The 21,837-nt window shown below is 68.5% G+C and carries 25 protein-coding genes; 13 read left to right on the top strand and 12 right to left on the bottom strand.

Annotation, left to right across the window (positions count from 1 at the left end; genetic code table 11):
• Nucleotides 1-15 precede the first annotated feature (15 nt).
• The gene (locus FR943_RS20480; protein WP_217160103.1) at nucleotides 16-522 is read right to left on the bottom strand and encodes a YflT domain-containing protein; all 507 of its coding nucleotides are present in this window, start codon (nucleotides 520-522) and stop codon (nucleotides 16-18) included.
• 75 nt (nucleotides 523-597) lie between these two features.
• Here FR943_RS20480 and FR943_RS20485 point away from each other — a divergent pair, with 75 nt between their 5' ends.
• The gene (locus FR943_RS20485; protein WP_217160104.1) at nucleotides 598-1,239 is read left to right on the top strand and encodes a DUF4190 domain-containing protein; all 642 of its coding nucleotides are present in this window, start codon (nucleotides 598-600) and stop codon (nucleotides 1,237-1,239) included.
• Nucleotides 1,240-1,305: 66 nt separating this feature from the next.
• Here FR943_RS20485 and FR943_RS20490 read toward each other — a convergent pair whose 3' ends face one another.
• A complete protein-coding gene (locus FR943_RS20490; protein ID WP_217160105.1) occupies nucleotides 1,306-2,262 on the bottom strand; it encodes an HpcH/HpaI aldolase/citrate lyase family protein in 957 nt (318 codons plus the stop codon).
• Between the two features lie 25 nt (nucleotides 2,263-2,287).
• Here FR943_RS20490 and FR943_RS20495 point away from each other — a divergent pair, with 25 nt between their 5' ends.
• The 4 genes from FR943_RS20495 to FR943_RS20510 all read left to right on the top strand — a co-directional run bounded on the left by FR943_RS20495 (nucleotide 2,288) and on the right by FR943_RS20510 (nucleotide 6,780).
• A complete protein-coding gene (locus FR943_RS20495; RefSeq protein WP_217160106.1) occupies nucleotides 2,288-3,574 on the top strand; it encodes a magnesium transporter MgtE N-terminal domain-containing protein in 1,287 nt (428 codons plus the stop codon).
• Nucleotides 3,571-4,116, top strand: a complete 546-nt coding sequence (locus FR943_RS20500) for a DUF1003 domain-containing protein (protein ID WP_217160107.1) — start codon at nucleotides 3,571-3,573, stop codon at nucleotides 4,114-4,116. The genes FR943_RS20495 and FR943_RS20500 overlap by 4 nt, the downstream gene beginning before the upstream one ends.
• 122 nt (nucleotides 4,117-4,238) lie before the next feature.
• Nucleotides 4,239-5,588: a lytic transglycosylase domain-containing protein gene (locus tag FR943_RS20505; protein WP_308170617.1), complete on the top strand. Its 1,350-nt coding sequence runs from the start codon at nucleotides 4,239-4,241 to the stop codon at nucleotides 5,586-5,588.
• 49 nt (nucleotides 5,589-5,637) lie between these two features.
• Entirely contained in the window at nucleotides 5,638-6,780 is a 1,143-nt protein-coding gene (locus FR943_RS20510) for an Mrp/NBP35 family ATP-binding protein (RefSeq protein ID WP_217160109.1), read from the top strand.
• An 8-nt stretch (nucleotides 6,781-6,788) separates the two neighbouring features.
• On the opposite strand, the gene tatB is transcribed toward FR943_RS20510, so the two are convergent.
• The 4 genes from tatB to sigE all read right to left on the bottom strand — a co-directional run bounded on the left by tatB (nucleotide 6,789) and on the right by sigE (nucleotide 10,028).
• Nucleotides 6,789-7,193 (bottom strand): Sec-independent protein translocase protein TatB, encoded by a 405-nt coding sequence (tatB, locus tag FR943_RS20515; protein WP_217160110.1) that lies wholly within the window; start codon nucleotides 7,191-7,193, stop codon nucleotides 6,789-6,791.
• 2 nt (nucleotides 7,194-7,195) lie between these two features.
• A complete protein-coding gene (gene htrA, locus FR943_RS20520; RefSeq protein ID WP_217160111.1) occupies nucleotides 7,196-8,692 on the bottom strand; it encodes a serine protease HtrA in 1,497 nt (498 codons plus the stop codon).
• A 79-nt stretch (nucleotides 8,693-8,771) separates the two neighbouring features.
• Entirely contained in the window at nucleotides 8,772-9,170 is a 399-nt protein-coding gene (gene rseA, locus FR943_RS20525) for an anti-sigma E factor RseA (protein ID WP_217160112.1), read from the bottom strand.
• A gap of 78 nt (nucleotides 9,171-9,248) precedes the next feature.
• Entirely contained in the window at nucleotides 9,249-10,028 is a 780-nt protein-coding gene (gene sigE / locus FR943_RS20530) for an RNA polymerase sigma factor SigE (protein ID WP_217160113.1), read from the bottom strand.
• Between the two features lie 177 nt (nucleotides 10,029-10,205).
• Between sigE and FR943_RS20535 the strand changes: the two genes are divergently transcribed.
• The 5 genes from FR943_RS20535 to FR943_RS20555 all read left to right on the top strand — a co-directional run bounded on the left by FR943_RS20535 (nucleotide 10,206) and on the right by FR943_RS20555 (nucleotide 14,818).
• On the top strand, nucleotides 10,206-10,850 hold the full coding sequence (locus FR943_RS20535) for an O-methyltransferase (protein ID WP_217160114.1): 645 nt from the start codon (nucleotides 10,206-10,208) through the stop codon (nucleotides 10,848-10,850).
• 123 nt (nucleotides 10,851-10,973) lie between these two features.
• Nucleotides 10,974-11,636 (top strand): TetR/AcrR family transcriptional regulator, encoded by a 663-nt coding sequence (locus tag FR943_RS20540; RefSeq protein WP_217160115.1) that lies wholly within the window; start codon nucleotides 10,974-10,976, stop codon nucleotides 11,634-11,636.
• Entirely contained in the window at nucleotides 11,633-12,526 is an 894-nt protein-coding gene (locus tag FR943_RS20545) for an ABC transporter ATP-binding protein (protein ID WP_217160116.1), read from the top strand. The genes FR943_RS20540 and FR943_RS20545 overlap by 4 nt, the downstream gene beginning before the upstream one ends.
• The gene (locus FR943_RS20550; protein ID WP_217160117.1) at nucleotides 12,523-14,124 is read left to right on the top strand and encodes an ABC transporter permease; all 1,602 of its coding nucleotides are present in this window, start codon (nucleotides 12,523-12,525) and stop codon (nucleotides 14,122-14,124) included. Before FR943_RS20545 ends, FR943_RS20550 begins: the two co-directional genes overlap by 4 nt.
• A gap of 19 nt (nucleotides 14,125-14,143) precedes the next feature.
• Complete coding sequence (locus FR943_RS20555) at nucleotides 14,144-14,818, top strand: methyltransferase family protein (protein ID WP_217160118.1); 675 nt, start codon at nucleotides 14,144-14,146, stop codon at nucleotides 14,816-14,818.
• On the opposite strand, the gene FR943_RS20560 is transcribed toward FR943_RS20555, so the two are convergent.
• Nucleotides 14,806-15,375, bottom strand: coding sequence for a TetR/AcrR family transcriptional regulator (locus FR943_RS20560; protein ID WP_217160119.1), 570 nt, complete (start codon nucleotides 15,373-15,375; stop codon nucleotides 14,806-14,808). The genes FR943_RS20555 and FR943_RS20560 overlap by 13 nt on opposite strands.
• 47 nt (nucleotides 15,376-15,422) lie before the next feature.
• Here FR943_RS20560 and FR943_RS20565 point away from each other — a divergent pair, with 47 nt between their 5' ends.
• The gene (locus FR943_RS20565; protein ID WP_217160120.1) at nucleotides 15,423-16,277 is read left to right on the top strand and encodes a lysophospholipid acyltransferase family protein; all 855 of its coding nucleotides are present in this window, start codon (nucleotides 15,423-15,425) and stop codon (nucleotides 16,275-16,277) included.
• Nucleotides 16,278-16,323: 46 nt separating this feature from the next.
• Entirely contained in the window at nucleotides 16,324-16,968 is a 645-nt protein-coding gene (locus FR943_RS20570) for a DUF4126 domain-containing protein (RefSeq protein ID WP_217160121.1), read from the top strand.
• Between the two features lie 14 nt (nucleotides 16,969-16,982).
• On the opposite strand, the gene glgC is transcribed toward FR943_RS20570, so the two are convergent.
• Nucleotides 16,983-18,197: a glucose-1-phosphate adenylyltransferase gene (gene glgC / locus FR943_RS20575; protein ID WP_217160122.1), complete on the bottom strand. Its 1,215-nt coding sequence runs from the start codon at nucleotides 18,195-18,197 to the stop codon at nucleotides 16,983-16,985.
• 88 nt (nucleotides 18,198-18,285) lie between these two features.
• Between glgC and glgA the strand changes: the two genes are divergently transcribed.
• Nucleotides 18,286-19,449, top strand: a complete 1,164-nt coding sequence (gene glgA, locus FR943_RS20580) for a glycogen synthase (protein ID WP_217160123.1) — start codon at nucleotides 18,286-18,288, stop codon at nucleotides 19,447-19,449.
• 18 nt (nucleotides 19,450-19,467) lie between these two features.
• On the opposite strand, the gene FR943_RS20585 is transcribed toward glgA, so the two are convergent.
• The 4 genes from FR943_RS20585 to FR943_RS20600 form a co-directional block, all read right to left on the bottom strand.
• A complete protein-coding gene (locus FR943_RS20585; protein ID WP_003885506.1) occupies nucleotides 19,468-19,635 on the bottom strand; it encodes a DUF3117 domain-containing protein in 168 nt (55 codons plus the stop codon).
• A 163-nt stretch (nucleotides 19,636-19,798) separates the two neighbouring features.
• Nucleotides 19,799-20,422, bottom strand: a complete 624-nt coding sequence (locus tag FR943_RS20590) for a DNA-3-methyladenine glycosylase I (RefSeq protein ID WP_372448199.1) — start codon at nucleotides 20,420-20,422, stop codon at nucleotides 19,799-19,801.
• Nucleotides 20,419-20,796 carry a DivIVA domain-containing protein gene (locus tag FR943_RS20595; protein ID WP_217160124.1) on the bottom strand — a complete coding sequence of 126 codons (378 nt, stop codon included), beginning with the start codon at nucleotides 20,794-20,796 and terminating at the stop codon, nucleotides 20,419-20,421. Before FR943_RS20595 ends, FR943_RS20590 begins: the two co-directional genes overlap by 4 nt.
• A 116-nt stretch (nucleotides 20,797-20,912) precedes the next feature.
• Nucleotides 20,913-21,824 carry a glucosyl-3-phosphoglycerate synthase gene (locus FR943_RS20600; protein ID WP_217160417.1) on the bottom strand — a complete coding sequence of 304 codons (912 nt, stop codon included), beginning with the start codon at nucleotides 21,822-21,824 and terminating at the stop codon, nucleotides 20,913-20,915.
• Between the last annotated feature and the right edge of the window lie 13 nt (nucleotides 21,825-21,837).

The raw sequence follows: 21,837 nt of genomic DNA on the forward strand, positions 1-21,837 counted from the left end.
CGGCAGGGTGGCGGGTCAGATCGTCAAGCGCGCCAGCAGATCCCGGCCCTGCTCAGCACTCTGCGGATCGCACAGCACGTCGTAACGACCGGCGACCAGCTGCATCGTCGAACTGAAATCTCTTGTGCCGCGAGCCATCGCGTACGGGATCGCCGAGGTGATCAGACCGAAGAAGACACCGGCGATCAAACCGGTGAGCAGTGCACTCCACGGATTGGGGCTGAAGAAGCCCAGGATCAGACCGATGAACAGACCCAGCCAGGCCCCGGACAGCACACCACCGCCGAGCACCTTGGGCCAGCTGAGCCGTCCGGTGACGCGCTCCACCTGCATGAGATCCACCCCGACGATCGTCACCTGCTGCACCGGAAACTGTTGGTCGGACAGGTGGTCGACGGCACGCTGGGCCTCCGCGTACGTCGGGTAGGACCCGATCGGCCAGCCTTTCGGCGGGGTCGGCAACGCGCCGCGCGCAGCGGCAGCGGCACCCGGCGTCTGACCGGACTGAAATGGACTCGTCATCGACCTTCACTCTCCTCCGCCGCCTGCTCGGCGGCTGCTCTCGTTACCGCAACGCCCTGCGCTAAGTTGATCAGCATGACAAACGCGGACGGCAACGCGGGCGAAACGCCGCCATCCGGCGCCGCGCCGTCGGAACCGTCATCCGGCGGCTACGAAGCGCCGTCCATCGAACAGTCTCAGGATCGGCCGCAAAGCGGTCCGGCGCAACCGTCATACGAGTTCGCGCCGCTGGACGGGCAGGTCAGTGACCCCTATCCACCCGCGGTCGACTACCCCGCCGACTTCCCACAGGACTACCCGCCCCCGCCGGGTTATCTGCCGTCGTTCGGCGCCGATCCCGGCTATCCCCCACCGCCGCCGGGCTTCCCGCCGCCGGGTTTCCCACCGCCCCCGGGCTATCCGCCGCCGCCCGGCTTCGGGATGCCCGGGCCCTATCCCGTCGGCTATCACACGGCACCGGGCGCCGTCACGAACAACCTGGCGATCGGTTCGCTGGTGGCCTCGATCCTGTCGCTGCCGCTGCTGTTCATGTGCGCGCTCGGGTTGCTCGCGGCGTTCGTCGGCGTCGGTCTCGGCATCGCCGCCCTCGGCCAGATCAAACAGCGCGGCGAGCAGGGTCACGGTCTGGCGGTCGCCGGCATCGTCGTCGGCGCGATCGGGATCGTGCTCAACGGCGGCTGGTTACTGCTCTTCGTCGCCGCGCTGTTCGCGGCCTGACCCGTGGCGCACCGAATTACGGTGCGGCGCAGGCAGACCGGGCAACTCTGGGTCCGACGCCACGGTCTAGGCCGGCGGACGGAACGGCTCGGCCAGCCGACGCATCCCGGCCGCCCGCCCCTTCCCCGCGACCACCAGCGCCATCTTGCGGCTGGCCTCGTCGATCATCTCGTCGCCCAGCATCACCGCTCCCCGGGCACCACCGGCGTGCGAGGTGTGCCATTCGTAGGCATCCAGGATCAACTCGGCGTGATCGTAATCGGCCTGGCGCGGACTGAAGATCTCGTTGCCCGCCGCGATCTGGTCCGGGTGCAACACCCATTTGCCGTCGTAGCCCAACGCCGCCGAGCGGCCCGCCACCCGACGGAACCCGTCCACGTCACGCACCTTCACGTAGGGCCCGTCGATCACGTTGATGCCGCGGTTGCGCGCCGCGATCAGAATCCGCATCAGCACGTGGTGGTGGGCATCGCCGAGGTCGTAGCCCTCGGGCTGGCCGCCGACCTCCAGCGTGCGCATGTTCAGGCTCGCCGCCATGTCGCCGGGCCCCAACACCAACGCCTGCACCCGCGGGCCCGCCGCGATCGCGTCGACGTTGGTCAGCCCCTGGGCATTCTCAATCTGCGCCTCGATACCGATGCCGCCGGGTTCGAGGCCGCAGGTGGTTTCCAACTGGCTGAGCAACAGATCCAGGGCCTGGATGTGGGCCACCTCGGTCACCTTGGGCAACACGATGATGTCCAGCGCGGCTCCTGCGGTGGAGACCACCTCGATGACATCGGCATAGGTCCATGGGGTGGTCCAGTCATTGACCCGGACCCCGCGCAGCTGGCCGCCCCACCCGTCACCGGCCAGTGCGGCCGCCACCTGTGCGCGGGCGGTTTCCTTGGCCTCGGCCGCGACCGCGTCCTCCAGGTCGAGGAACACCTCATCGGCGGGCAGTGCCTTGGCCTTCTCGATCATCTTCAGGCTGCTTCCCGGAACCGAGAGGCAGGTTCTCCGGGGTCGATACGTGTTCTCCACCCCCACAGTCTCTACCCTTTGACTCATGGCGGCGGTGAACAGGGTCTACGCGGCCCGGCTGGCGGGGATGGTGGTGCTGGGCCCCGATGGGGAGTCCATCGGCCGCGTCCGCGATGTGGTGATCAGCATCAGCATCGTCCGTCAGCAGCCGCGGGTTCTCGGCCTGGTCGTCGAATTGCTCACCCGGCGAAGGATTTTCGTGCCCATCCTGCGGGTCACCGCGATCGAGCCCGGCTCGGTGACGCTGGCCACCGGCAGCGTGTCGCTGCGCCGGTTCGCCCAGCGGCCCGGCGAGGTGTTGGTGCTGGGCCAGGTGCTGGAAACCCGGGTGCGGGTCGATGATCCCGATCTACCGCAGCTGGCCGGAATCGACGTCGTGGTAGTCGATATGGGCATCGAACAGACCCGGACCCGCGACTGGGTGGTCACCCGGGTGGCGGTGCGCCCGCAACGACGTCTGGGACGGCGCACCAACATCCATGTCGTGGACTGGCAGAACGTACACGGCCTCACCCCGTCCGGGCTGGCGATGCCCGACCAGGGCGTGGCCTCGCTGCTGGAGCAGTTCGAGGGGCAGCGCCCGATCGAGGTGGCCGAGGCGTTGCGCGAACTGCCGGTCAAGCGGCGCTACGAGTTGTACCGGGCCTTCGACGACGAGCGCCTCGCCGACGTGTTGCAGGAACTACCCGAAGAGGAACAGGCCGCGGTGCTGCGTCAACTGAACACCGAACGGGCCGCCGACGTGCTGGAGGCGATGGATCCCGACGACGCCGCCGACGTGCTCGGTTCGATGACCCCGGCCGACGCCGAAACCCTGCTGCGCAAGATGGACCCCGAGGACTCCGAGGACGTCCGGCGCCTGCTGGCGCACTCGCCCGACACCGCCGGTGGTCTGATGACCAGCGAGCCGGTGGTCCTGGCACCCGACACCACGGTGGCCGAGGCACTGGCGCGGATGCGCGATCCGGACCTCACCCCGGCGCTGGCCTCGATGGCGTTCGTCACCCGGCCGCCCAGCGCCACCCCGACCGGGCATTACCTGGGCTGCGTCCACCTGCAGCGGATGCTGCGCGAACCCCCCGCCACACTGGTCAGCGGCATCGTCGACACCGACCTGCCCAGCCTCAGCCCGGCCGACTCGCTGGCCGCGGTCACCCGCTACTTCGCGGCGTACAACCTGGTGTGCGGCCCGGTGGTCGACGAGGAGAACCACCTGCTGGGCGCGGTGTCCGTCGATGACGTACTCGACCACATGCTGCCCGACGACTGGCGTGAACGCGACGAGCCCGACCTCCCGGCGGTGGGTTCATGAGCGAATCGTCGGCGCGTCAGCGGCTGGACACCCCGCGCGCGACCCGTGGCTTCGGGCTGCGCTTCGACGTCGAGGCGGTGGGCGCCTTCAGCGAGCGGATCGCGCGGTTCCTGGGCACCGGGCGCTATCTGGCCATCCAGACGATCGTGGTGGTGGTCTGGATCGCGCTCAACATCGGGGTTTTCGCCTTCCAGTGGGACCCGTACCCGTTCATCCTGCTCAACCTGGCCTTCTCCACGCAGGCCGCCTACGCCGCCCCGCTGATCCTGCTGGCCCAGAACCGCCAGGAGAACCGGGACCGGGTCTCGCTGGAGGAGGACCGGCGCCGGGCTGAACAGACCAAGGCCGACACCGAGTTCCTGGCCCGCGAACTGGCCTCGCTGCGGCTGGCGGTCGGCGAGGTGGTGACCCGCGACTACCTGCGCCGCGAGCTGGAGGAACTGCGTGAACTGATCACCGACCTGGGCTCTGCGCCGGACGGCGACCGGGCCGCCCCGAGCAAAGCCGACGGGTCTGAACGCCGGTCCAAACGCGGGGGTTGATCGCGCTGTCGAGCATTGTCGCAACAACGGAAACCTGGACTATGTATGGTGACTTGGTTCACCACATGGTATTTGGCCAAAACTGACCTAAGGACGGGTACGTGCGCGTAGGGGGAGGAGCGGTGTTCCGGACCGCTCGGCGCCGCGTCAGTGATTTCGTGCGCTCCCCCGCGCTCGGTGTCGCGGTGCTCGCCCCCATCGTGCTGGTGGCCGGCGCCGGGTCCGCCGCGCCGCGCAGCGCCCCCACCGATCCGGCGGTCACCCCGCTGGCCGCCGTCGAACCCCAGATCGACCGGTCGGGTCCCGCGGTGGTCACCGCCACCAAACCACCCACCAAATTCCGCATCGCCGCGATCGGCACGATCTCGGCTCCCCCGCCCGCGTTCGTCGTCAATACCCCTGGCGCCCTTGGCATTCCGGGAACGTCACTGAAGGCCTACCGGACCGCCGAGCGGATGATGGCAGCGGCGTATCCAGACTGCGGAATCAGCTGGAACCTGCTGGCCGGTATCGGCCGGATCGAATCGGGGCACGCCAACGGCGGCGCCACCGATGCCCGCGGCACCGCCGTGCGCCCGATCTACGGACCGGCGCTGGACGGCACCCTGCCGGGCAACGAGGTGATCGTGCAGAACGCGCAGGCCGGGCGGGTCACCTATGCCCGGGCCATGGGGCCGATGCAGTTCCTGCCCGGGACCTGGGCCCGCTATGCCTCCGACGGCGACGGCGACGGCAAGGCCGATGTGCAGAACGTGTTCGACTCGGCGCTGGCGGCGGCCCGCTATCTGTGCAGCGGCGGGCTCAACCTGCGGGACCAGTCCCAGGTCATGATGGCCATCCTGCGGTACAACAACTCCGTCGCCTACGCCCGCAACGTGCTCGGCTGGGCCGCGGCATATGCCACCGGCGTGGTGCCGGTGGACCTGCCCCCGATCACCGGATCGATTCCGCCGATCGGCGATTCCCATCTCGACAATCCCGAGGGCCTCGGCCCCGGACTGCCCGCCGATGCCACCGGACTGCCCGCCGGCGATCCGCTGGCGCTGATTCCGCTGCTCAACCGCAATTCCACCGGCACCCAGAACGTTCCCGGCTTTGCTCCCGGGCAGGTCCTGGGGCCGCTGCCCGGGCCGGCTCAAGCGATCACGCCGCAGACCCCGGCCGCCCCGCCGCCGTGGGTTCCGCCGTGGGAACAGCCACGTCAACCCGCCTGCGTGGTGTTCTGTCTGGGTGAGCAGGCGCCTCCGCCTGCACCCCTGGGTCCGCCGCCGCCACCCGCTCCGCCGTTCGGGGCACCTCCGGCTCCGGTGGGCCCGCCGATCGAGGCGGCACCAGCACCGGCACCCGTCCTCGGTCCGGCACCAGCTCCGGCACCGGCACCGGCACCGATGGGCCCGCCGGTCGAGGCGGCTCCGCCGGCTCCGGTTCTCGGTGCGGGTCCCGCCCCCGGGCCGGCCCCCGGCCCAGCCTGAGCCCGGCCTGGATCCAGACAGCTGCGCCGCCGCCGTAGACTCGGCGGTGATGTCCGAATCTGCCCCTGAGCTGCAATCCGCAGTTCGCGCTGCGCTGGCCAAGGTGATCGACCCCGAATTACGGCGACCGATCACCGAACTCGGCATGGTCAAGAACATCTCGATCGAGGCCGACCACGCCGTGCACGTCGAGATCTACCTGACCACCGCGGCCTGCCCGAAGAAGAACGAAATCGCCGAGCTGGTGTCGGCCGCGGTAACCGACGTTCCCGGCACCGGTGCCGTCAAGGTCAGCCTGGATGTGATGGACGACGAGCAGCGGGCCGAGTTGCGCAAACTGCTGCGGGGTGATTCCCGCGAACCCGTGATCCCGTTCGCCCAGCCCAACTCCCTGACCCGGGTGTACGCGGTGGCCTCCGGCAAGGGCGGCGTCGGCAAATCCAGCGTCACGGTCAACCTGGCCGCCGCGATGGCAGCCCGCGGGCTGTCGGTCGGGCTACTGGACGCCGACATCTACGGTCATTCGGTGCCGCGGATGATGGGCACCGTCGACCGGCCCACCCAGGTCGACTCGATGATCCTGCCGCCGATCGCCCACGACGTGAAGGTCATCTCGATCGCGATGTTCACCCAGGGCAACACGCCTGTGGTGTGGCGCGGGCCGATGTTGCACCGCGCGCTGCAGCAGTTCCTGGCCGATGTCTACTGGGGCGATCTGGACGTGCTACTGCTCGATCTGCCGCCCGGCACCGGCGACATCGCCATCTCGGTGGCCCAGCTGATCCCGGGTGCGGAGATCCTGGTGGTCACCACTCCGCAAATGGCTGCCGCCGAGGTGGCCGAGCGGGCCGGCGCGATCGCCCTGCAGACCCGTCAGCGCATCGCCGGCGTGGTGGAGAACATGTCGGGCCTGCTGATGCCCGACGGCACGGTCATGCAGCTGTTCGGCGAGGGCGGTGGCCAGCAGGTGGCCGATTCCCTGACCCGCTCGGTCGGCGCCGAGGTGCCGTTGCTGGGTCAGGTCCCGCTGGATCCGGCGCTCGTGACGGCCGGCGACTCCGGGGTCCCGCTGGTGCTGTCGGCACCGGATTCCCCGGCCGGCGCCGAGCTGCGCAAGATCGCCGAGGGATTGTCGGCCCGCAAACGCGGCCTGGCCGGGATGTCACTGGGTCTGGACACCACGCGCCGCTGACCCGAGCGCTACGTGGCGTCGGGATCGAATGTGGGCCCCGCCGGCTTGGCACTGGTCTCACCCACCGGCTTCACCGCGGGGTTGCCCGGTACCGACGGCTGCTGCGGTGGCTTGCGATCCTCGAACGCACCGGTGAGGAACGAATCGTCGCCGTCGAGCAGGTGCTTGGTGATCGCGGCGCGCGGGGTCATACCCCGCAACTTCTGCAACTCCGCCAGCGGCTCACGCAGATCATCGAACTCCGGTCCCAGATCCTGGCGTAGTTGACTGGTGGCACCGCTGACGTAGTCGCGGGCCTGCCGCAACGCCCCGGAAGTCCACCGGATCGCACCGGGCAGACGCTCGGGCCCCAGGATCACCAGGCCGGCGATGACCAGGACCAGCATCTCGCCCCACCCGATGTTCGCGAACATCGTTACTGCGCTTTTTGATCGTCGCCGATCGGCGTGATCATCAATGTCATGGGCCGACCGTCGCGGAGCACCTCGATCGGCGCCTCCTGCCCGATGTGGAGCTGACGCACCGCGACCACCATCTCATCGGCGTCGGCGACCTCGCGGTCACCGACCTTGATCACCACATCGTTCTCCAGGATCCCGGCCTTGTCGGCGGGGCCACCGGCGTTGACGTTGCGGACCTGGGCGCCCGAGGCGTCGCTGTTGCTCACCGTCACGGCACTGAGCAGCAAGGTCGGGTGTGCCACCTTGCCCTCCTTGATCAGGGTCTCGACCACCTGCTTGACCTCGTTGACCGGGATCGCGAAGCCCAGGCCGCTGGCGCTGTCGGAGAGGGACTTTCCGGCCGTGTTGATCCCGATCACCTCGGAGGACATGTTGATCAGGGGTCCACCCGAGTTGCCGTGGTTGATCGAGGCATCGGTCTGCACACCGTCGATCACGGTGTCGGTGTCGGAGCCCTCGCCCGACAGCGGCACCGGCCGGTGCAGCGCGCTGATGATGCCGTGGGTGACCGTGCTGCGCAGGCCGAGCGGGGCGCCGGCGGCGATCACTTCCTCGCCGACACGCAGTTTCTCGGAGTCGCCGAGTCGCGCCACCGTGAGGTTGTCGACGTTGTCGACCTTGAGCACGGCCAGATCGGTCTTCGGGTCGCGGCCCACGAGGTTGGCCGGCTCTTCGTGTCCGTCGTTGAACACCACGGTGATCTTGTAGTCCGCGGGCTTACCGGCGGCATCGGAGATGACGTGGTTGTTGGTGACGATGTAGCCCTTGCCGTCGATCACCACACCGGAGCCCTGGGAGCCCTCGGTCTTGCTCTTGGCCTCGATCGTCACCACCGAGTCCTCGACCGCCGCGGCGACCGTGGCGAACCGGCCGGCGTCCGGGGACGGCAGGTCACCGGTCTCCAGCGTCACCTTCGAGGTGGTGAAGGCCTGCACGGTGCCGGCGGTCTTCTGCCCGACCCAGCCACCGATGAAGGCGACGAAGCCGGCGATCAGGAACAGGATCAGCAGCGACAGCCACGACACCCGGCCGCCGAACAGCACCTCGCGCGCACCGAGCTTGCCGACCGGTGCGGCCACCACCGCCGGGGCCGCGGGGGCCTGGGCGGGTGTTCCCAGCGTCGGCATGGCGCCCGGGTCGCGCCAGGGATCGTCGTCGAACTCGTCGTCGAGCATCCGCTCGGTGTCCAGGGCGCCGGCGTCGGTGGGATGGCGCTGCAGTGTGGCACCGGCCCCGGCCGGGCGGCCGAAGGCCTCGGCCAGCACTGGGTCCGGTGGTTGATCGTGGGGGGCGTATTCGCCCTGGTCCTGGTACTTGTCGGCGTCCTGGAACGAACCATCGACACCCGCGGGGCGGCCGAAGGTGCGCTGCGACAACTGATCGACGGGTGGCCGCTCGACAGGGCGCGGCTCCAGACGGCCGCTCTCGTCGGACTGGTCGTGATTGGTCACCGGAGTATCACTCTCTATCGGAGCGCCTGCCCCAGCCAGGGAGGCCGGCGCCGGTCACTGATCGCCTTGGTGGTCCAGCCTACCGGCGCTTACGCCGATTCCGCGGCGGGCCATCAGCCAACTGGGGCTCGTCGTCGGCCTCCGCCGACGGTTCCGGGCTGTGGTGCGGTATCTGCGACAACAACCCCAGCAGCGAGTTCGGAATGGCTATCGGGCAGGAATCCCGCAACGCCGCCCGCGCCTGGCCCTGAGCGTCGACTTCGGCCGCGCAATCGGGACACAGGGACAGGTGGTGCGCGGCGCGCAGATGTGCGCTCATCCGCAGCTCACCGTCGACGAAGGCCGCGATGGCCTCGATCGAGAGGTGTTCGGTGGAGCGGAACTGGCGGGGTGCGCCGACCGGAGCGTCGCTCTGGGAGGCGAACTGCGCAGGCAGCCAGGAGAATGCCCGACGGAACACATGTCCCGGGTCGACCATCACCCAGCTCCTCTCGAAACGCGCACCTGTCCTGCACCGAATGTAGCGCGACCGGGCGCGCCGAACACCAACCACCACTCAGGCGGTCTTGGCGGTCTCCGGCGAGTTCTTCGCCAGATAGTCGCGCAACGCCTGGCGACCGCGGTGGATCCGGCTCCGGACGGTGCCGAGCTTCACGCCGAGGGTGGCGCCGATCTCCTCGTAGGACAGACCCTCGATGTCGCACAGGACCACGGCGGCGCGGAATTCGGGCGCCAGTGAATCCAGGGCGGCCTGCAAATCGGCGCCCAGTCGCGAATCGTGGTAGATCTGCTCGGGGTTCGGGTCCTCGGCGGGCACCCGGTCATAGTCCTCGGGCAGCGCCTCCATCCGGATGCGGCTGCGGCGCCGCACCATGTCCAGGAACAGGTTGGTGGTGATGCGGTGCAGCCAGCCCTCGAAGGTTCCCGGCTGATAGTTCTGTACCGAGCGGAACACCCGGATGAACGTTTCCTGGGTGAGGTCCTCGGCATCGTGCTGGTTGCCCGAGAGCCGGTAGGCCAGCCGGTAGACCCGGTCGGCGTGTTGGCGCACCAACTCGTCCCAGGACGGCATGGTGGCCTGATCGCCGGTGGCGTCGAATACCGCGGTGCCGGTCGGCTCATCGGATGGTTCAACCCATTCACCTGCGGTGAATTGCTCCAGATGCGCCATGGTCACCGGGGCGGCCTGGGTTGCGGGGCTCGAGGTCACGATGTGTGCGCTCGTAGGATCCTCCTGATCGCAGTTTTCGTTGTGCTCAACACGACTGACGTCTTCGATATTCCGATTGCTGTCCGGGTTGTGCTGGGCGGTGCGCCAGCGGGCGCCATGTTCCATGCGAGATACCGTTCCCGATCCCGGTGTGCCAGGTATATGAGCAATCTGAACTTTCCCTGAGAAACCCGACGATACGCCGGGTTACCTGGGTGGACCAGCGAATTTTTACCCCCGTGATCAACGCCACCCCCGGGCGTGTCGCAACCGAGCCACTGACCTCTGGCCTACGCTGCGGGCATGGCCAGCTCCAACCCCGGTCGCGCCGAGGCGATCGTCACGCATGCCGAACGCTCGATCTCCGAGGATGAGATCGTCGCGGCAGCGCGGGAACGGGCCGACGACATCGGCGCCGGTGCCGTCACTCCCGCGGTCGGGGCGTTGCTGAGTGTGCTCGCGCGCCTCACCGGCGGCCGGGCGGTCGTGGAGGTCGGCACCGGGGCCGGCGTCAGCGGGTTGTGGCTGTTGTCCGGGATGAGTGACGACGGCGTGCTGACGACGATCGACGTCGAACCGGAGCATCAGCGCATCGCCAAGCAGGGTTTCAGCGAGGCCGGGGTCGGCCCGGGGCGGACCCGGCTGATCAGCGGTCGCGCCCAGGAGGTGCTCACCCGGCTGGCCGACGAGTCCTATGACCTGGTGTTCATCGATGCCGAGCCGGTTGATCAGCCGCAGTTCGTGGCCGAAGGCGTGCGCTTGCTGCGCCCCGGCGGGGCGATCGTGCTGCATCGCGCCGCCCTCGGCGGCCGGGCCGGGGACGCCTCGGCCAACGACGCCGAGGTCAACGCCGTGCGCGAAGCTGCCCGGCTGATCGCCGAGGACGAGCGGCTGACCCCCGTGCTGATCCCGCTGGGCGACGGGTTGTTGGCCGCCGCCCGCGACTGATTTTCTTTCGCCAGCAGACATAAAACTGCCCATTTTCGCGGGAAAATGGGCAGTTTTGCGTCTGTTCGGCAGGTCTGGTGACCCCCTTGACCGCGAGCTGAACGCACGTTTAGTGTATTAAACATGCGTTCAGTCGATGATCGAACGGCCATTGCCCGGATCCGCGACGCCGCGATCGAGCAGTACGGCCAACACGGCTTCAGCGTGGGGCTGCGCACCATCGCCGAAGCCGCCGGAGTGAGCGCGGCCCTGGTGATCCACCACTTCGGTTCCAAGGAAGGACTGCGCAAAGCCTGCGACGCCTACGTGGCCGAGGTGGTGCGCGAATCCAAGACCGAGTCGATGCAGAGCACCGACCCCGCGACCTGGCTGGCCCAGATGGCCGAGATCGAGTCGTACGCCCCGCTGATGGCCTACCTGGTCCGCAGCATGCAATCCGGTAGCGAGCTGGCCAAGACGTTCTGGCGCACCATGGTCGACAACGCCAAGGAGTACCTCGCCGAAGGTGTGCGCACTGGCGTGCTCAAGCCCAGCCGAGACCCCGAGGCACGGGCCAAGTTCCTGGCGATCTCCGGCGGTGGGTCATTCCTGCTCTATCTGCAGATGCACGAGGACCCGACCGATCTGCGCCGGGTGCTGCGTGACTACGGCGAGGACATGATGCTGCCCGCGCTGGAGGTGTATTCCCAGGGGCTGATGACCGACTCGACCATGTACGACGCATTCCTGCACCAGCGCGAAGAGGGCATCCCGTTCACCCACCCCGACACCAAGGAGCCAGCGTGAACCACTCCGTCGAAATCCGAGGACTGTCAAAATCTTTCGGCCGGACCAAAGCCCTCGACGGGCTGAACCTGACGGTGTCCCCCGGCGATGTCACCGGCTTCCTCGGCCCCAACGGAGCCGGAAAGTCCACCGCCATCCGGGTGTTGCTGGGCCTGCTGCGCGCCGACAGCGGAACCGTGCGCCTGCTCGGCGGCGACCCGTGGCACGACGCGGTGGCCCTGCATCGCCGAATCGCCTATGTGCCCGGCGACGTCACGTTGTGGCCCAATCTGACCGGCATGCAGGCCATCGATTTCCTGTGCCGGCTGCGCGGCAATGGCGTGGACACCAACCGCCGCGACGCGTTGATCGAACGGTTCGAACTGGACCCGCACAAGAAGGCCCGCACCTACTCGAAGGGAAATCGGCAGAAGGTCGCCATCGTCGCGGCGTTCAGCTGCCACGCCGAGCTCTACATCCTCGACGAGCCGACCTCCGGTCTGGACCCGTTGATGGAACAGGCTTTTCAGCAATGCGTGGGCGAGGTGTCCGCCCAGGGCGCCGCGGTGCTGCTGTCCAGTCACATCCTGGCCGAGGTGGAGAAGCTGTGCGACAACGTGACGATCATCCGGTCCGGACGCACGGTGCGCTCCGGCACCCTGTCCGAGCTGCGGCATCTGATGCGCACCAAGGTCAGCGCACGCACCCGCGCCGACGGCCACGCCCTGCGCGACACCCCGTACGTGCATGACTTCACCAGCCACGATGGCGCAGTGAGCTTCTCGGTGGATCGTACCGATCTGGAGTTCGCCCTGGAACACCTGACCGATCTCGGGATCGACGACCTCACCGTGGCCCCGGCCTCGCTGGAGGACATGTTCCTGCGCGAATACCAGGGGGCCGGCCGATGACCACGCTGAGGGCCACACCCCGGCCGGTCACCGCACCGTTCACCGGCACCGGCGCATTGCTGCGCCTGGCGCTGCGCCGCGACCGGGTCCGGCTCAGCGTATGGCTCGCAGTACTGACGTTGACGATGGTGTACGCCCCCAACGCCATTCGGTTGGCCTATCCGGGGGAGGAACAACGGCTGGCTCGGGTCAACCTGCTCAAGACGCCGGCCGGGATGATGCTCGGTGGCCCGATGTTCGGCGTCAACGAGACCGATCTGGGCGTGATGATGGCCAACGAGCTGACGTTCACACTCGTGATCGCCACATCGATCCTGGCCGTTCTCACCGTGATTCGTCACACCCGGGCCGAGGAGGAGTCCGGTGCGACCGAGCTCGTGCTGTCGTCGGTGGTGGGCCGTTACGCCCGGACCTCCGCGGCCCTGATCCTGGTCGGCGGACTGAACGCAGTGCTGGCTCTGGCCATGACTTTGGCGATGGCGTCGTGCGGATTCGCGGTGGTCGACACCGCCGCGATGTGTGTTGGCATCACCGCGGTGGCGATGGTGTTCGGCGCGCTCGCCGCGGTCACCGCCCAGTTGTGGCGGCAGGCCCGCACCGCGACCGGCGCGGCGATGGCGGGGCTGGCGGTGGCCGCACTGGTGCGCGGCGCCGGTGACGTCATCGACAACTCCGGCAGCATCCTGAGTTGGTTCTCCCCGATCGCCTGGGCGCAACAGATGCGGCCGTTCGTCGCGGTGCGGTGGTGGCCGCTGGGCCTGCTGGTGGCCCTGACCGTGGGATTGATGGTGCTGGCCGCGGTGCTGGAAAGCCGTCGGCAATATGACGCCGGCACCATCGCGTCGGCCGGCGACAAACCCGACGCGGCCGCCATCAGCGGACCGCTGCGGCTGCACTTGGCGCTGCAGCGCGGCCAGACGATCGGTTGGGCGGTAGGGCTTTTCGTGGCCGGGCTGGTGTTCGGTTCGATGACGAAATCGCTGATGGATGCCGCCGAGACCAACGAGGTGATCGCCCGGGTGCTGGCCGCGACGGGCAACGACGGCGTCTACACCACGATGACGCAGTTCCTGGCCGCGGCGGCCACCGCCTACGTCGCATCGGCAGTGCTGCGGGTGTACGCCGACGAGCAGAACCGGCTGGGCGAGCCGGTGCTGGCCGGTGCGGTGTCACGGTGGCGCTGGCTGCTGGGCGCGGTGTGCGGTGCGCTGGCCGGCGCGACGGTCCTGATGTTCTGCGCGGGCCTGGGCAACGGCCTGGGTGCCGGGCTGACGCTGGGCGAGCCGGGCACGGTGCTGCGCCTGACCGTGGCCGCCCTGGCGTACCTTCCTGCCCTCGCCGTGGTGGCCTCGATCGCGGCGCTGGGCGTGGCGCTGCGGGCGCCGTGGCTGGCCTGGCTGACGGTGACGTTCGTGATCACCGCGCTGTACCTGGGGGCGCTGCTGCGCTTGCCGCAGTGGCTCCTCGACCTGTCCCCGGTGGGCCAGACCACCGTGCCCAAGGACTTCCCCGCCCTGGCGCTGCTGGTGATGCTCATTGCGGCAACGGTTTTGGCGGGCATCGCAGGCTGGATCTACCGCAACCGAGACGCGGTGTGAAACGAACAGGAGGCAGCTGATGAAACTCGCACTTCAAACGATCGCGTCGGGCGTGCTCGGCCTGGCACTGTTCGCCGTGGCGCTGTTCTGGCCGGCCGGCACGTTCCACTATTGGCAGGCCTGGGTTTTCATCGCGGTGTTCATGGCCACCACCCTGGCCCCGAGCATCTATCTCGCGGTCAGGGACCCCGCCGCCCTGCAGCGCCGGCTGCATGCCGGCCCGACCGCCGAAACCAGGATCGTGCAGAAGATCATCATCTGGGCGATCACGGGCTCGGCCTTCGCGGCGTTCGTCCTCAGCGCCCTCGACCACCGGTTCGGCTGGTCGAGTGTGCCGGTGGCAGTCGTCGTCCTCGGCAACATCCTGGTGGCGGTCGGGCTCGTCCTCGCGCAGGCGGTGGTCTTCCAGAACAGCTTCGCCGGCGCCAGCATCCAGGTGGAGGACGAACAACCGCTTGTCTCGACGGGTCTCTACGGTCTGGTTCGGCACCCGATGTACTTCGGCGCGGTGATGATGATGTTCGGGACGCCACCGGCGCTGGGCTCGTACTGGGGCCTGTTGGCATCCGTGGCAGCCGTCCCGATTTTCGGCGCCCGCATCGCCGACGAGGAGAAGATGCTGCGCGCCGAGCTCGACGGCTACGACGAATACGCCCGCACGGTCCGCTACCGGCTGCTGCCCTACCTCTGGTGAGCCACCACCCGGGCAGCGGCCTCGACGGCGGCCGCCCGGCGCGTGGCCAGGACGACCGGATCGTCGGTGACGGCATCCGGATGCGGCAGGTGCGCCCAGGCCAGCCCGATACCGAAGAGCAACACGATGAGGTCGGTGGGATCCCAGGCCGGGTCGATATAGCCATCGGCCTGGGCCGCTTCGATGGCAGCCACCGCCTGGGCGTCGGGCGGCGCGCCCTCGAACTCTGGCCGATCGAGGGTGAACCCCTCCAGTTGGGCCCAGGTCACCATGCGCACGTGTTCGGGTCGGCGGCAGGCCAGGTCGTAGATGTCGCCGACGAATTCGGCGACGGCGTCGGGCCGCAGGGTCACCGACCGGAAGAATTCCGCCCCGTCCGCGGCGAACACCTCGCGGAACAGGGTCTCCTTGTCGCCGAAGTGCGCGTAGAGACGCTCCTTGCTGGCCCGGGCTGCGCGCGCGATCCGGTCGACCCGAGCCCCGGCCAGTCCGTACTGGGCGAACTCGGCTCGCGCCGCCGCCAGGATCTCATCACGCAGTTCCGTCGTGCTTCTCACAGCAGAATCATAACCAGACGAACCAGTTCGTTCGTTATGATGTGCAGATGTCCGTCACCAAGATCGACGAAATCATGAACCCTCCCGCCCACATCCACACCGTGCGCAAGGTGGTGGAAACCATCGCCGACGGCATCGATCCGCTGGTCGAGCTCTACCGGCCCTACGTGGACGGCCTGGAGAACCTGCCCCGTGACGGACGTTTTCTGCTGGTCGGCAACCACACCCAGTTCGGCAGCGAGACCGTGTTGATCCCGTACGTGGTGCGGCGCGAGATCGGGATGCGGGTACGCCCCCTGACCGACCGCAGATTCGGTGACATGCCCCGGCCCATCTCCGATGTGATGGCGGCCTGCGGAGCTGTCGTCGGATCACCCGAGGGCGCAGCCGAATTGATGGAGCACGACGAGCCGGTGATGGTGTTCCCCGGCGGCGGCCGCGAGATCGGCAAGTTCAAAGGTGAGCAATACCAGCTCCGCTGGGAGGGCCGCGCCGGCTTCGCGCGCGTGGCCATCGACCACGGCTACCCCATCGTCCCGGTCGCCCTCGTCGGCGGTGACGACGTCTACGTCGGCCTGACCAGCCGTGACCACTGGGTCGGCCGGCTCAGCGAGAAAGTCTCCGAAAAGCTGTCCGGCCGAAGCGACATGGCGATGCCGCTGGTCCGTGGCATCGGACCGACGCTGATCCCGCGACCGCAGCGGATGTACCTGCGCTTCGCCGCGCCGATCGAGACGACGAAACCGGCACGGACGGCACCCGACACCTGGGTGCACACCGTCAAGGAGCGGACCCAGGAATCGCTGGAGGCCGGCCTCGGCGAACTGCTGAAGATCCGGCAGGACGACCCCTACCGCGAGCTGAACCCGCTGGCCTGGCGCAACGCCACCCGAAGCGGATAACCGCGAACTACCGGGCCCCGGGCCGAGTTCGCCGCATACTGCAGTTATGGAACTGTTGACCGGCTTCGGCCTGGCCACCGCGGCGGGGCTCAACGCCTACATCCCGTTGCTGGCCCTGGGTCTGCTGTCACGCTTCACCTCGCTGGTGGCGTTGCCGCCGGGCTGGGCCTGGCTGGAGAACGGCTGGGTGATCGCCATCGTCGCGGTGCTGTTGGTCGTCGAGGTGATCGCCGACAAGATCCCCGCGCTCGATTCGGTCAACGACACCATCCAGACTTTCGTCCGGCCGACCGCGGGCGGCATCGTCTTCGGCTCGGGCACGGCGGCCCAGACCGCCGCAGTTGCCGATCCGGGGGCATTCGCCCAGTCCGGGCAGTGGATTCCGGTGGCCATCGGGGTGGTCACAGCGCTGGTGGTGTCGTTGACGAAATCGACGGTGCGCCCGGCCGCCAACGTCGCCACGGCCGGCGTCGCCGCACCGGTGCTGTCCACCGTCGAGGACGTCACCAGCGTCGGGCTGGTGTTCGTGGCGATCCTGCTACCGATCCTGGTGCTCGTCGCACTGTTGGCATTGGCCTGGGGCATCTTCCGGCTGTGGCGCTGGCGCAAACGCCGCACCGAGGCCAAAGTCGGCGCCCGGGCCCGCACCAACGCCGCCCCGCAACGTGCTGCCGTCGACCCCTGGGAGTGACGTCGCGCCGACGCTCAGATCCACACCCCTTTGCCGACTGCGACCACCCCGCCGGCACTGATCGCGAACCGCTCGCGGTCCTTGTCGAGGTCCACCCCGACCATCTCGCCCGGACCAACCACCACGTTCTTGTCGAGGATCGCGTGCCGCACCACCGCGCCGCGCCCGATTCGCACCCCCGGCATCAGCACACTGCCCTCCACGATGGCACCGTCGTCGATCACCACGTTCGAGGACAGCACCGAATTGCGCACGGAGGCAGCCGAAATGATGCTGCCGGCACCGACCACCGACTCCTGCGCCGAACCGCCGTTGACGAACTTGGCCGGTGCCAGCATCTCCATCTCACCGCGGATCGGCCAGCGCTTGTTGTAGAGGTTGAACACCGGGTGCACCGACACCAGATCCATGTGCGCGTCGTAGAACGCATCCAGGGTCCCGACGTCACGCCAATAGCCGTGGTCGCGTTCGGTGGCCCCAGGTACTTCGTTGTTGTTGAAGTCGTAGACCGCCGCCATGCCGTCGGACACCAGCCGCGGAATGATGTCGCCACCCATGTCATGGTCGGAATGGTCGTCGTCGGCATCGGCACGGATCGCGTCGATCAGCACCTTGGTGGTGAAGATGTAGTTGCCCATCGAGACGAACGTCTGCTCGGGGTCGTCGGGCGTGCCGGGCGGATCCGCGGGCTTCTCGACGAACGCCCGGATGCGCCCGGAATCGTCGGCGTCGATGCAACCGAACGCACTGGCCTCCGCGCGCGGCACCCGGATCCCGGCCACCGTCGCCCCGGCCCCACTGTCGATGTGGAACCGCAGCATCTGCTCGGGATCCATCCGATACACGTGGTCGGCACCGAAGATGATGATGTAGTCCGGATCCTCGTCGTAGATCAGGTTGAGGGACTGGTAGATCGCGTCCGCCGAGCCGGTGTACCAGCGCGGGCCGAGCCGCTGCTGCGCCGGGACCGGCGTGATGTACTCACCGGCCAGGCCCGACAACCGCCAGTTCTGGCTGATGTGTCGATCCAGCGAGTGCGACTTGTATTGCGTCAGAACGCAGATCCGCAGGTACCTGGCATTCACCAGGTTCGACAACACGAAGTCGATCAGCCGGTAGGCACCTCCGAAGGGAACCGCCGGCTTGGCCCGGTCGGCCGTCAACGGGTACAGCCGTTTGCCCTCTCCCCCGGCCAGAACGATGCCCAGCACATGTGGCAACTCCCTCATGGGTCAAACCTATCCGCCAACCAGCACTGCGGCCAGCCAATGGCACACAAGTGTGCGGCGGGTCGGGACGACCGCTACCGTGCCAGATATGCGGGTGGCCATGATGACTCGGGAGTATCCACCCGAGGTATACGGCGGAGCCGGGGTGCACGTCACCGAACTCGTCGCCCAGCTGCGCCACCTGTGCGAGGTCGACGTGCACTGCATGGGGGCCCCGCGCGACGGGGCATTCGTGGCGCAACCCGACCCGGCGCTGCGCGGCGCCAACCCGGCGCTGTCGACGCTGTCGTCGGACCTGGTGATGGTCAACTCTGCGGCCGAGGCCACGGTGGTGCACTCGCACACCTGGTATGCCGGGATGGCCGGGCACCTGACCGGGCTGCTCTACGGCATCCCGCACGTGCTGACCGCCCATTCGCTGGAACCGCTGCGACCGTGGAAGGCCGAGCAGCTCGGCGGCGGCTACCGGGTGTCCTCCTGGGTGGAGCGCACGGCGATCGAGGCTGCCGACGCGGTGATCGCCGTGAGCGCCGGGATGCGCGACGACGTGCTGCGCACGTATCCCGCACTCGACCCCAACCGGGTCCACGTGGTGCGCAACGGGATCGACACCGAGGTCTGGTACCCGGCCAAGCCCGCCGAGGGTGATTCGGTGCTCGCCGAGCTCGGAGTCGACCGCAGCCGCCCGATCGTGGCGTTCGTCGGGCGCATCACCCGACAGAAGGGCGTCGCGCACCTGGTGGCCGCGGCACACCGATTCAGCCCCGAGGTGCAGCTGGTGTTGTGCGCGGGCGCCCCCGACACCCCCGAGATCGCCGCGGAGGTGTCGGCCGCGGTGGCCGAGCTGGCCCGGGCCCGCACCGGGGTGTTCTGGGTACGTGAAATGCTGCCGATCAACAAGATCCGCGAAATACTTTCCGCAGCAACCGTTTTCGTGTGCCCCTCGGTCTACGAACCGTTGGGCATCGTGAACCTGGAGGCGATGGCCTGCGCGACGCCGGTGGTGGCATCGGACGTGGGCGGCATCCCTGAGGTCGTGGCCGACCACCACACCGGACTGCTCGTGCACTACGACGCCACCGACCCACGCTTCTTCGAGATGCGCCTGGCCGACGCCGTCAACTCACTCGTGGCCGAACCGGAGACTGCCCGAAAGTACGGCGAGGCCGGACGCGAACGCTGCATCGCGGAGTTCTCCTGGGCGCACATCGCTGCACAGACCCTGGAGATATATCGCGCGGTGTCCGCCTGAGCCGACACCGCGCGTCAATCAGCTGGTGACAGCCTTGAGTTCGTCGCCGAGCGCAGCGGCCTCGTCAGGAGTCAGTTCGACAACGAGGCGGCCACCGCCTTCCAGCGGTACTCGCATTACGATTCCTCGCCCCTCTTTGGTTGCTTCCAGTGGACCGTCACCGGTCCGGGGCTTCATCGCCGCCATCGAGTGCTCCCTCCAACTGAGCCGACCCGCGTCGGCGGGCCAGGTTGGGGCCGAAGCCGTCCACTCGTTGACGGCACCCGGCGCTGAACTGCTACTGAACTCCCCCTATTCTTCCCTATCCGCGGCAATGGTTGTGCAAAGACCCTTCGGATACCGGCCGATGTCACTTTTCGCCCGCTGCCGGAACCCAGCAGGACACGACGTGATCGTCAACCATCCCGGTGGCCTGCATCAACGCATATGCCGTGGTCGGACCGACGAATTTGAACCCCCGACGCTTGAGTTCCTTGGCCATCGCGGTCGATTCCGGGGTCACCGCGGGCACTTGGGCCAGGTCAGCGGGCCGCGGCCGGGCCGGCGGGGCGAACGACCACAACAGCTCGGCCAAGTCCACGTCGAGCTCGGTGACCGCCCTGGCGTTGGCGATCGTGGCGAGGATCTTGGCCCGGTTGCGCACGATGCCGGTATCGGCCATCAGTCGTTCGACGTCGGCGTCGGTGTAGCGGGCGACGGTGGCCGCGTCGAACCCGTCGAACGCGGCCCGGAAATTCTCCCGTTTGCGCAGGATGATCAGCCAGCTGAGCCCGCTCTGGAAGGCCTCCAGGCTGATCCGCTCGAACAGCGCCGCCGAATCCCGCAGCGGCCGGCCCCACTCGGTGTCGTGATAGTCGCGGTAGAGGGTGTCGCCGGATTGCACTGCCCAGCCGCAGCGGATCCGGGTCTCGTCGGCGGTGCCGACAATGCGGCTCCCGTCGGCGGGGCCGACAATGCGGCTCCCGTCGGTCACGGCTCCTCCGTCGTGCGCAATTCCCCGGCCGTGGCCGACACTTCCTCGTCGTCTTCGTCGGTGTTCTGCTCGTCCTCGGTCACGCCGTAGGCCGCCCGCACCGCGGCCAACTCGCCGCGCACCGCGTCGAGCTCACGACCCAGCCGGTCGAGCACCCAGTCCACCTCGCTGGTCTTGTAGCCGCGCAGCGCCTGGGCGAACTTGAGCTCATCGACGTCGGCACCCGTCACGCCGGACGCGGGTAGCACCGTGGCCGTGGTCCCCCGCGGCAGCGGCGGCAGCGTCTCACCCCGGCCGAAGATGACGCTGCCCAACCCGAACAGCACCGTGGCCACCAGAACCAGCACCACCAGGTACAGCAGTATCAGTGTCACGCCCTCGATACTGCCTCACTCATGTGACGGATCGCCTCGCCCTCTGGCGCCGAAACGGCATTCCGGCAGGCACCTTCTCGAACTTCTCCTGCTGGAATGCCGTTTCGGCGGGACGGTCAATGAGGACGCAAGGTCACCATGGGCGGCCGGTCGGCCAGGGACACCGAGGACACCCGCGGGGTGAAGTCGTCCCCGTCGGCGTAGAACTGCGTCAGCCCCACCCCGGAGTCGACGATGCCGCAGCGTGACAGCAGGGTGGCGATGACCTGCCGGCTCATCGAGGCCAGCTCGGTCAACGGTCGGTTGCGGTGTGCCCGGACCCCGAGGTTGACCTGGGCGATGGCGTCCAGGCCGAGCCGGTCGTAGGTGTCGACCAGCAGCCCGATCTCCACGCCGTAGCCGGGCGCGAACGGTACCGAGGTCAGCAGCTCGCGGGTACCCGCGTATTCGCCGCCCAGTGGCTGCAGCACACAGTTGAGCTCGGGCCGCAGCGACGCCAGCAGCGGACGCGCCACCAGCTCGGTGACCCGGCCTCCGCCGTTGGCGTCCTCGGCCCCGCTGACCTTCAGTGGCCGCCGGTAGAACCCCTTGACGAGGTGCACCCCGTCGGCGGTGAGCAGTGGGCCCAGCAGCTTTGGGACGAACATCGGGTCAGGGTCGATCAGGTCGGAGTCGACGAACGCGATCAGATCACCGGTGGTGGCCGCCAGCGACCGCCACAGCACCTCGCCCTTGCCCGGCTGCGGCGCGAGTTCGGGCAGCGCGGTCTCGCGGCTGATCACCCGGGCCCCGGCGGCGACGGCGCGGATCTCGGTGTCGTCGGTGGAGCCCGAATCGAGCACGATCAGCTCGTCGACCAGCCCGCCGAGCAACGGGGTGATGGTCTCGACGACCGAGGCGACGGTTTCTTCCTCGTTCAGCGCCGGCAGCACCACCGAGACCGTGCGCCCGGCCTTGGCCGCCTCGAGTTCGGCGATGGTCCAGCTCGGCCGGTTCCAGCTGTGGTCGGTCAGCCAGCGGTGGCCGATGACGCCGTCGGAA

The organism is [Mycobacterium] fortunisiensis, assembly GCF_019050325.1.
GTDB lineage: Bacteria > Actinomycetota > Actinomycetes > Mycobacteriales > Mycobacteriaceae > Mycobacterium > Mycobacterium fortunisiensis.

Bases quoted from the DNA above. Each gene is read 5' to 3' on its own strand.
- FR943_RS20570 (WP_217160121.1), top strand. From the start codon at position 16,324: ATGGAACTGTTGACCGGCTTCGGCCTGGCCACCGCGGCGGGGCTCAAC.
- FR943_RS20495 (WP_217160106.1), top strand. From the start codon at position 2,288: ATGGCGGCGGTGAACAGGGTCTACGCGGCCCGGCTGGCGGGGATGGTG.
- glgC (WP_217160122.1), bottom strand. From the start codon at position 18,197: ATGAGGGAGTTGCCACATGTGCTGGGCATCGTTCTGGCCGGGGGAGAG.
- FR943_RS20555 (WP_217160118.1), top strand. From the start codon at position 14,144: ATGAAACTCGCACTTCAAACGATCGCGTCGGGCGTGCTCGGCCTGGCA.
- FR943_RS20535 (WP_217160114.1), top strand. From the start codon at position 10,206: ATGGCCAGCTCCAACCCCGGTCGCGCCGAGGCGATCGTCACGCATGCC.
- rseA (WP_217160112.1), bottom strand. From the start codon at position 9,170: ATGGTCGACCCGGGACATGTGTTCCGTCGGGCATTCTCCTGGCTGCCT.
- FR943_RS20485 (WP_217160104.1), top strand. From the start codon at position 598: ATGACAAACGCGGACGGCAACGCGGGCGAAACGCCGCCATCCGGCGCC.
- FR943_RS20550 (WP_217160117.1), top strand. From the start codon at position 12,523: ATGACCACGCTGAGGGCCACACCCCGGCCGGTCACCGCACCGTTCACC.
- FR943_RS20480 (WP_217160103.1), bottom strand. From the start codon at position 522: ATGACGAGTCCATTTCAGTCCGGTCAGACGCCGGGTGCCGCTGCCGCT.
- FR943_RS20540 (WP_217160115.1), top strand. From the start codon at position 10,974: ATGCGTTCAGTCGATGATCGAACGGCCATTGCCCGGATCCGCGACGCC.
- glgA (WP_217160123.1), top strand. From the start codon at position 18,286: ATGCGGGTGGCCATGATGACTCGGGAGTATCCACCCGAGGTATACGGC.
- tatB (WP_217160110.1), bottom strand. From the start codon at position 7,193: ATGTTCGCGAACATCGGGTGGGGCGAGATGCTGGTCCTGGTCATCGCC.
- sigE (WP_217160113.1), bottom strand. From the start codon at position 10,028: ATGGAACATGGCGCCCGCTGGCGCACCGCCCAGCACAACCCGGACAGC.
- FR943_RS20500 (WP_217160107.1), top strand. From the start codon at position 3,571: ATGAGCGAATCGTCGGCGCGTCAGCGGCTGGACACCCCGCGCGCGACC.
- FR943_RS20510 (WP_217160109.1), top strand. From the start codon at position 5,638: ATGTCCGAATCTGCCCCTGAGCTGCAATCCGCAGTTCGCGCTGCGCTG.
- FR943_RS20585 (WP_003885506.1), bottom strand. From the start codon at position 19,635: ATGGCGGCGATGAAGCCCCGGACCGGTGACGGTCCACTGGAAGCAACC.
- FR943_RS20565 (WP_217160120.1), top strand. From the start codon at position 15,423: ATGTCCGTCACCAAGATCGACGAAATCATGAACCCTCCCGCCCACATC.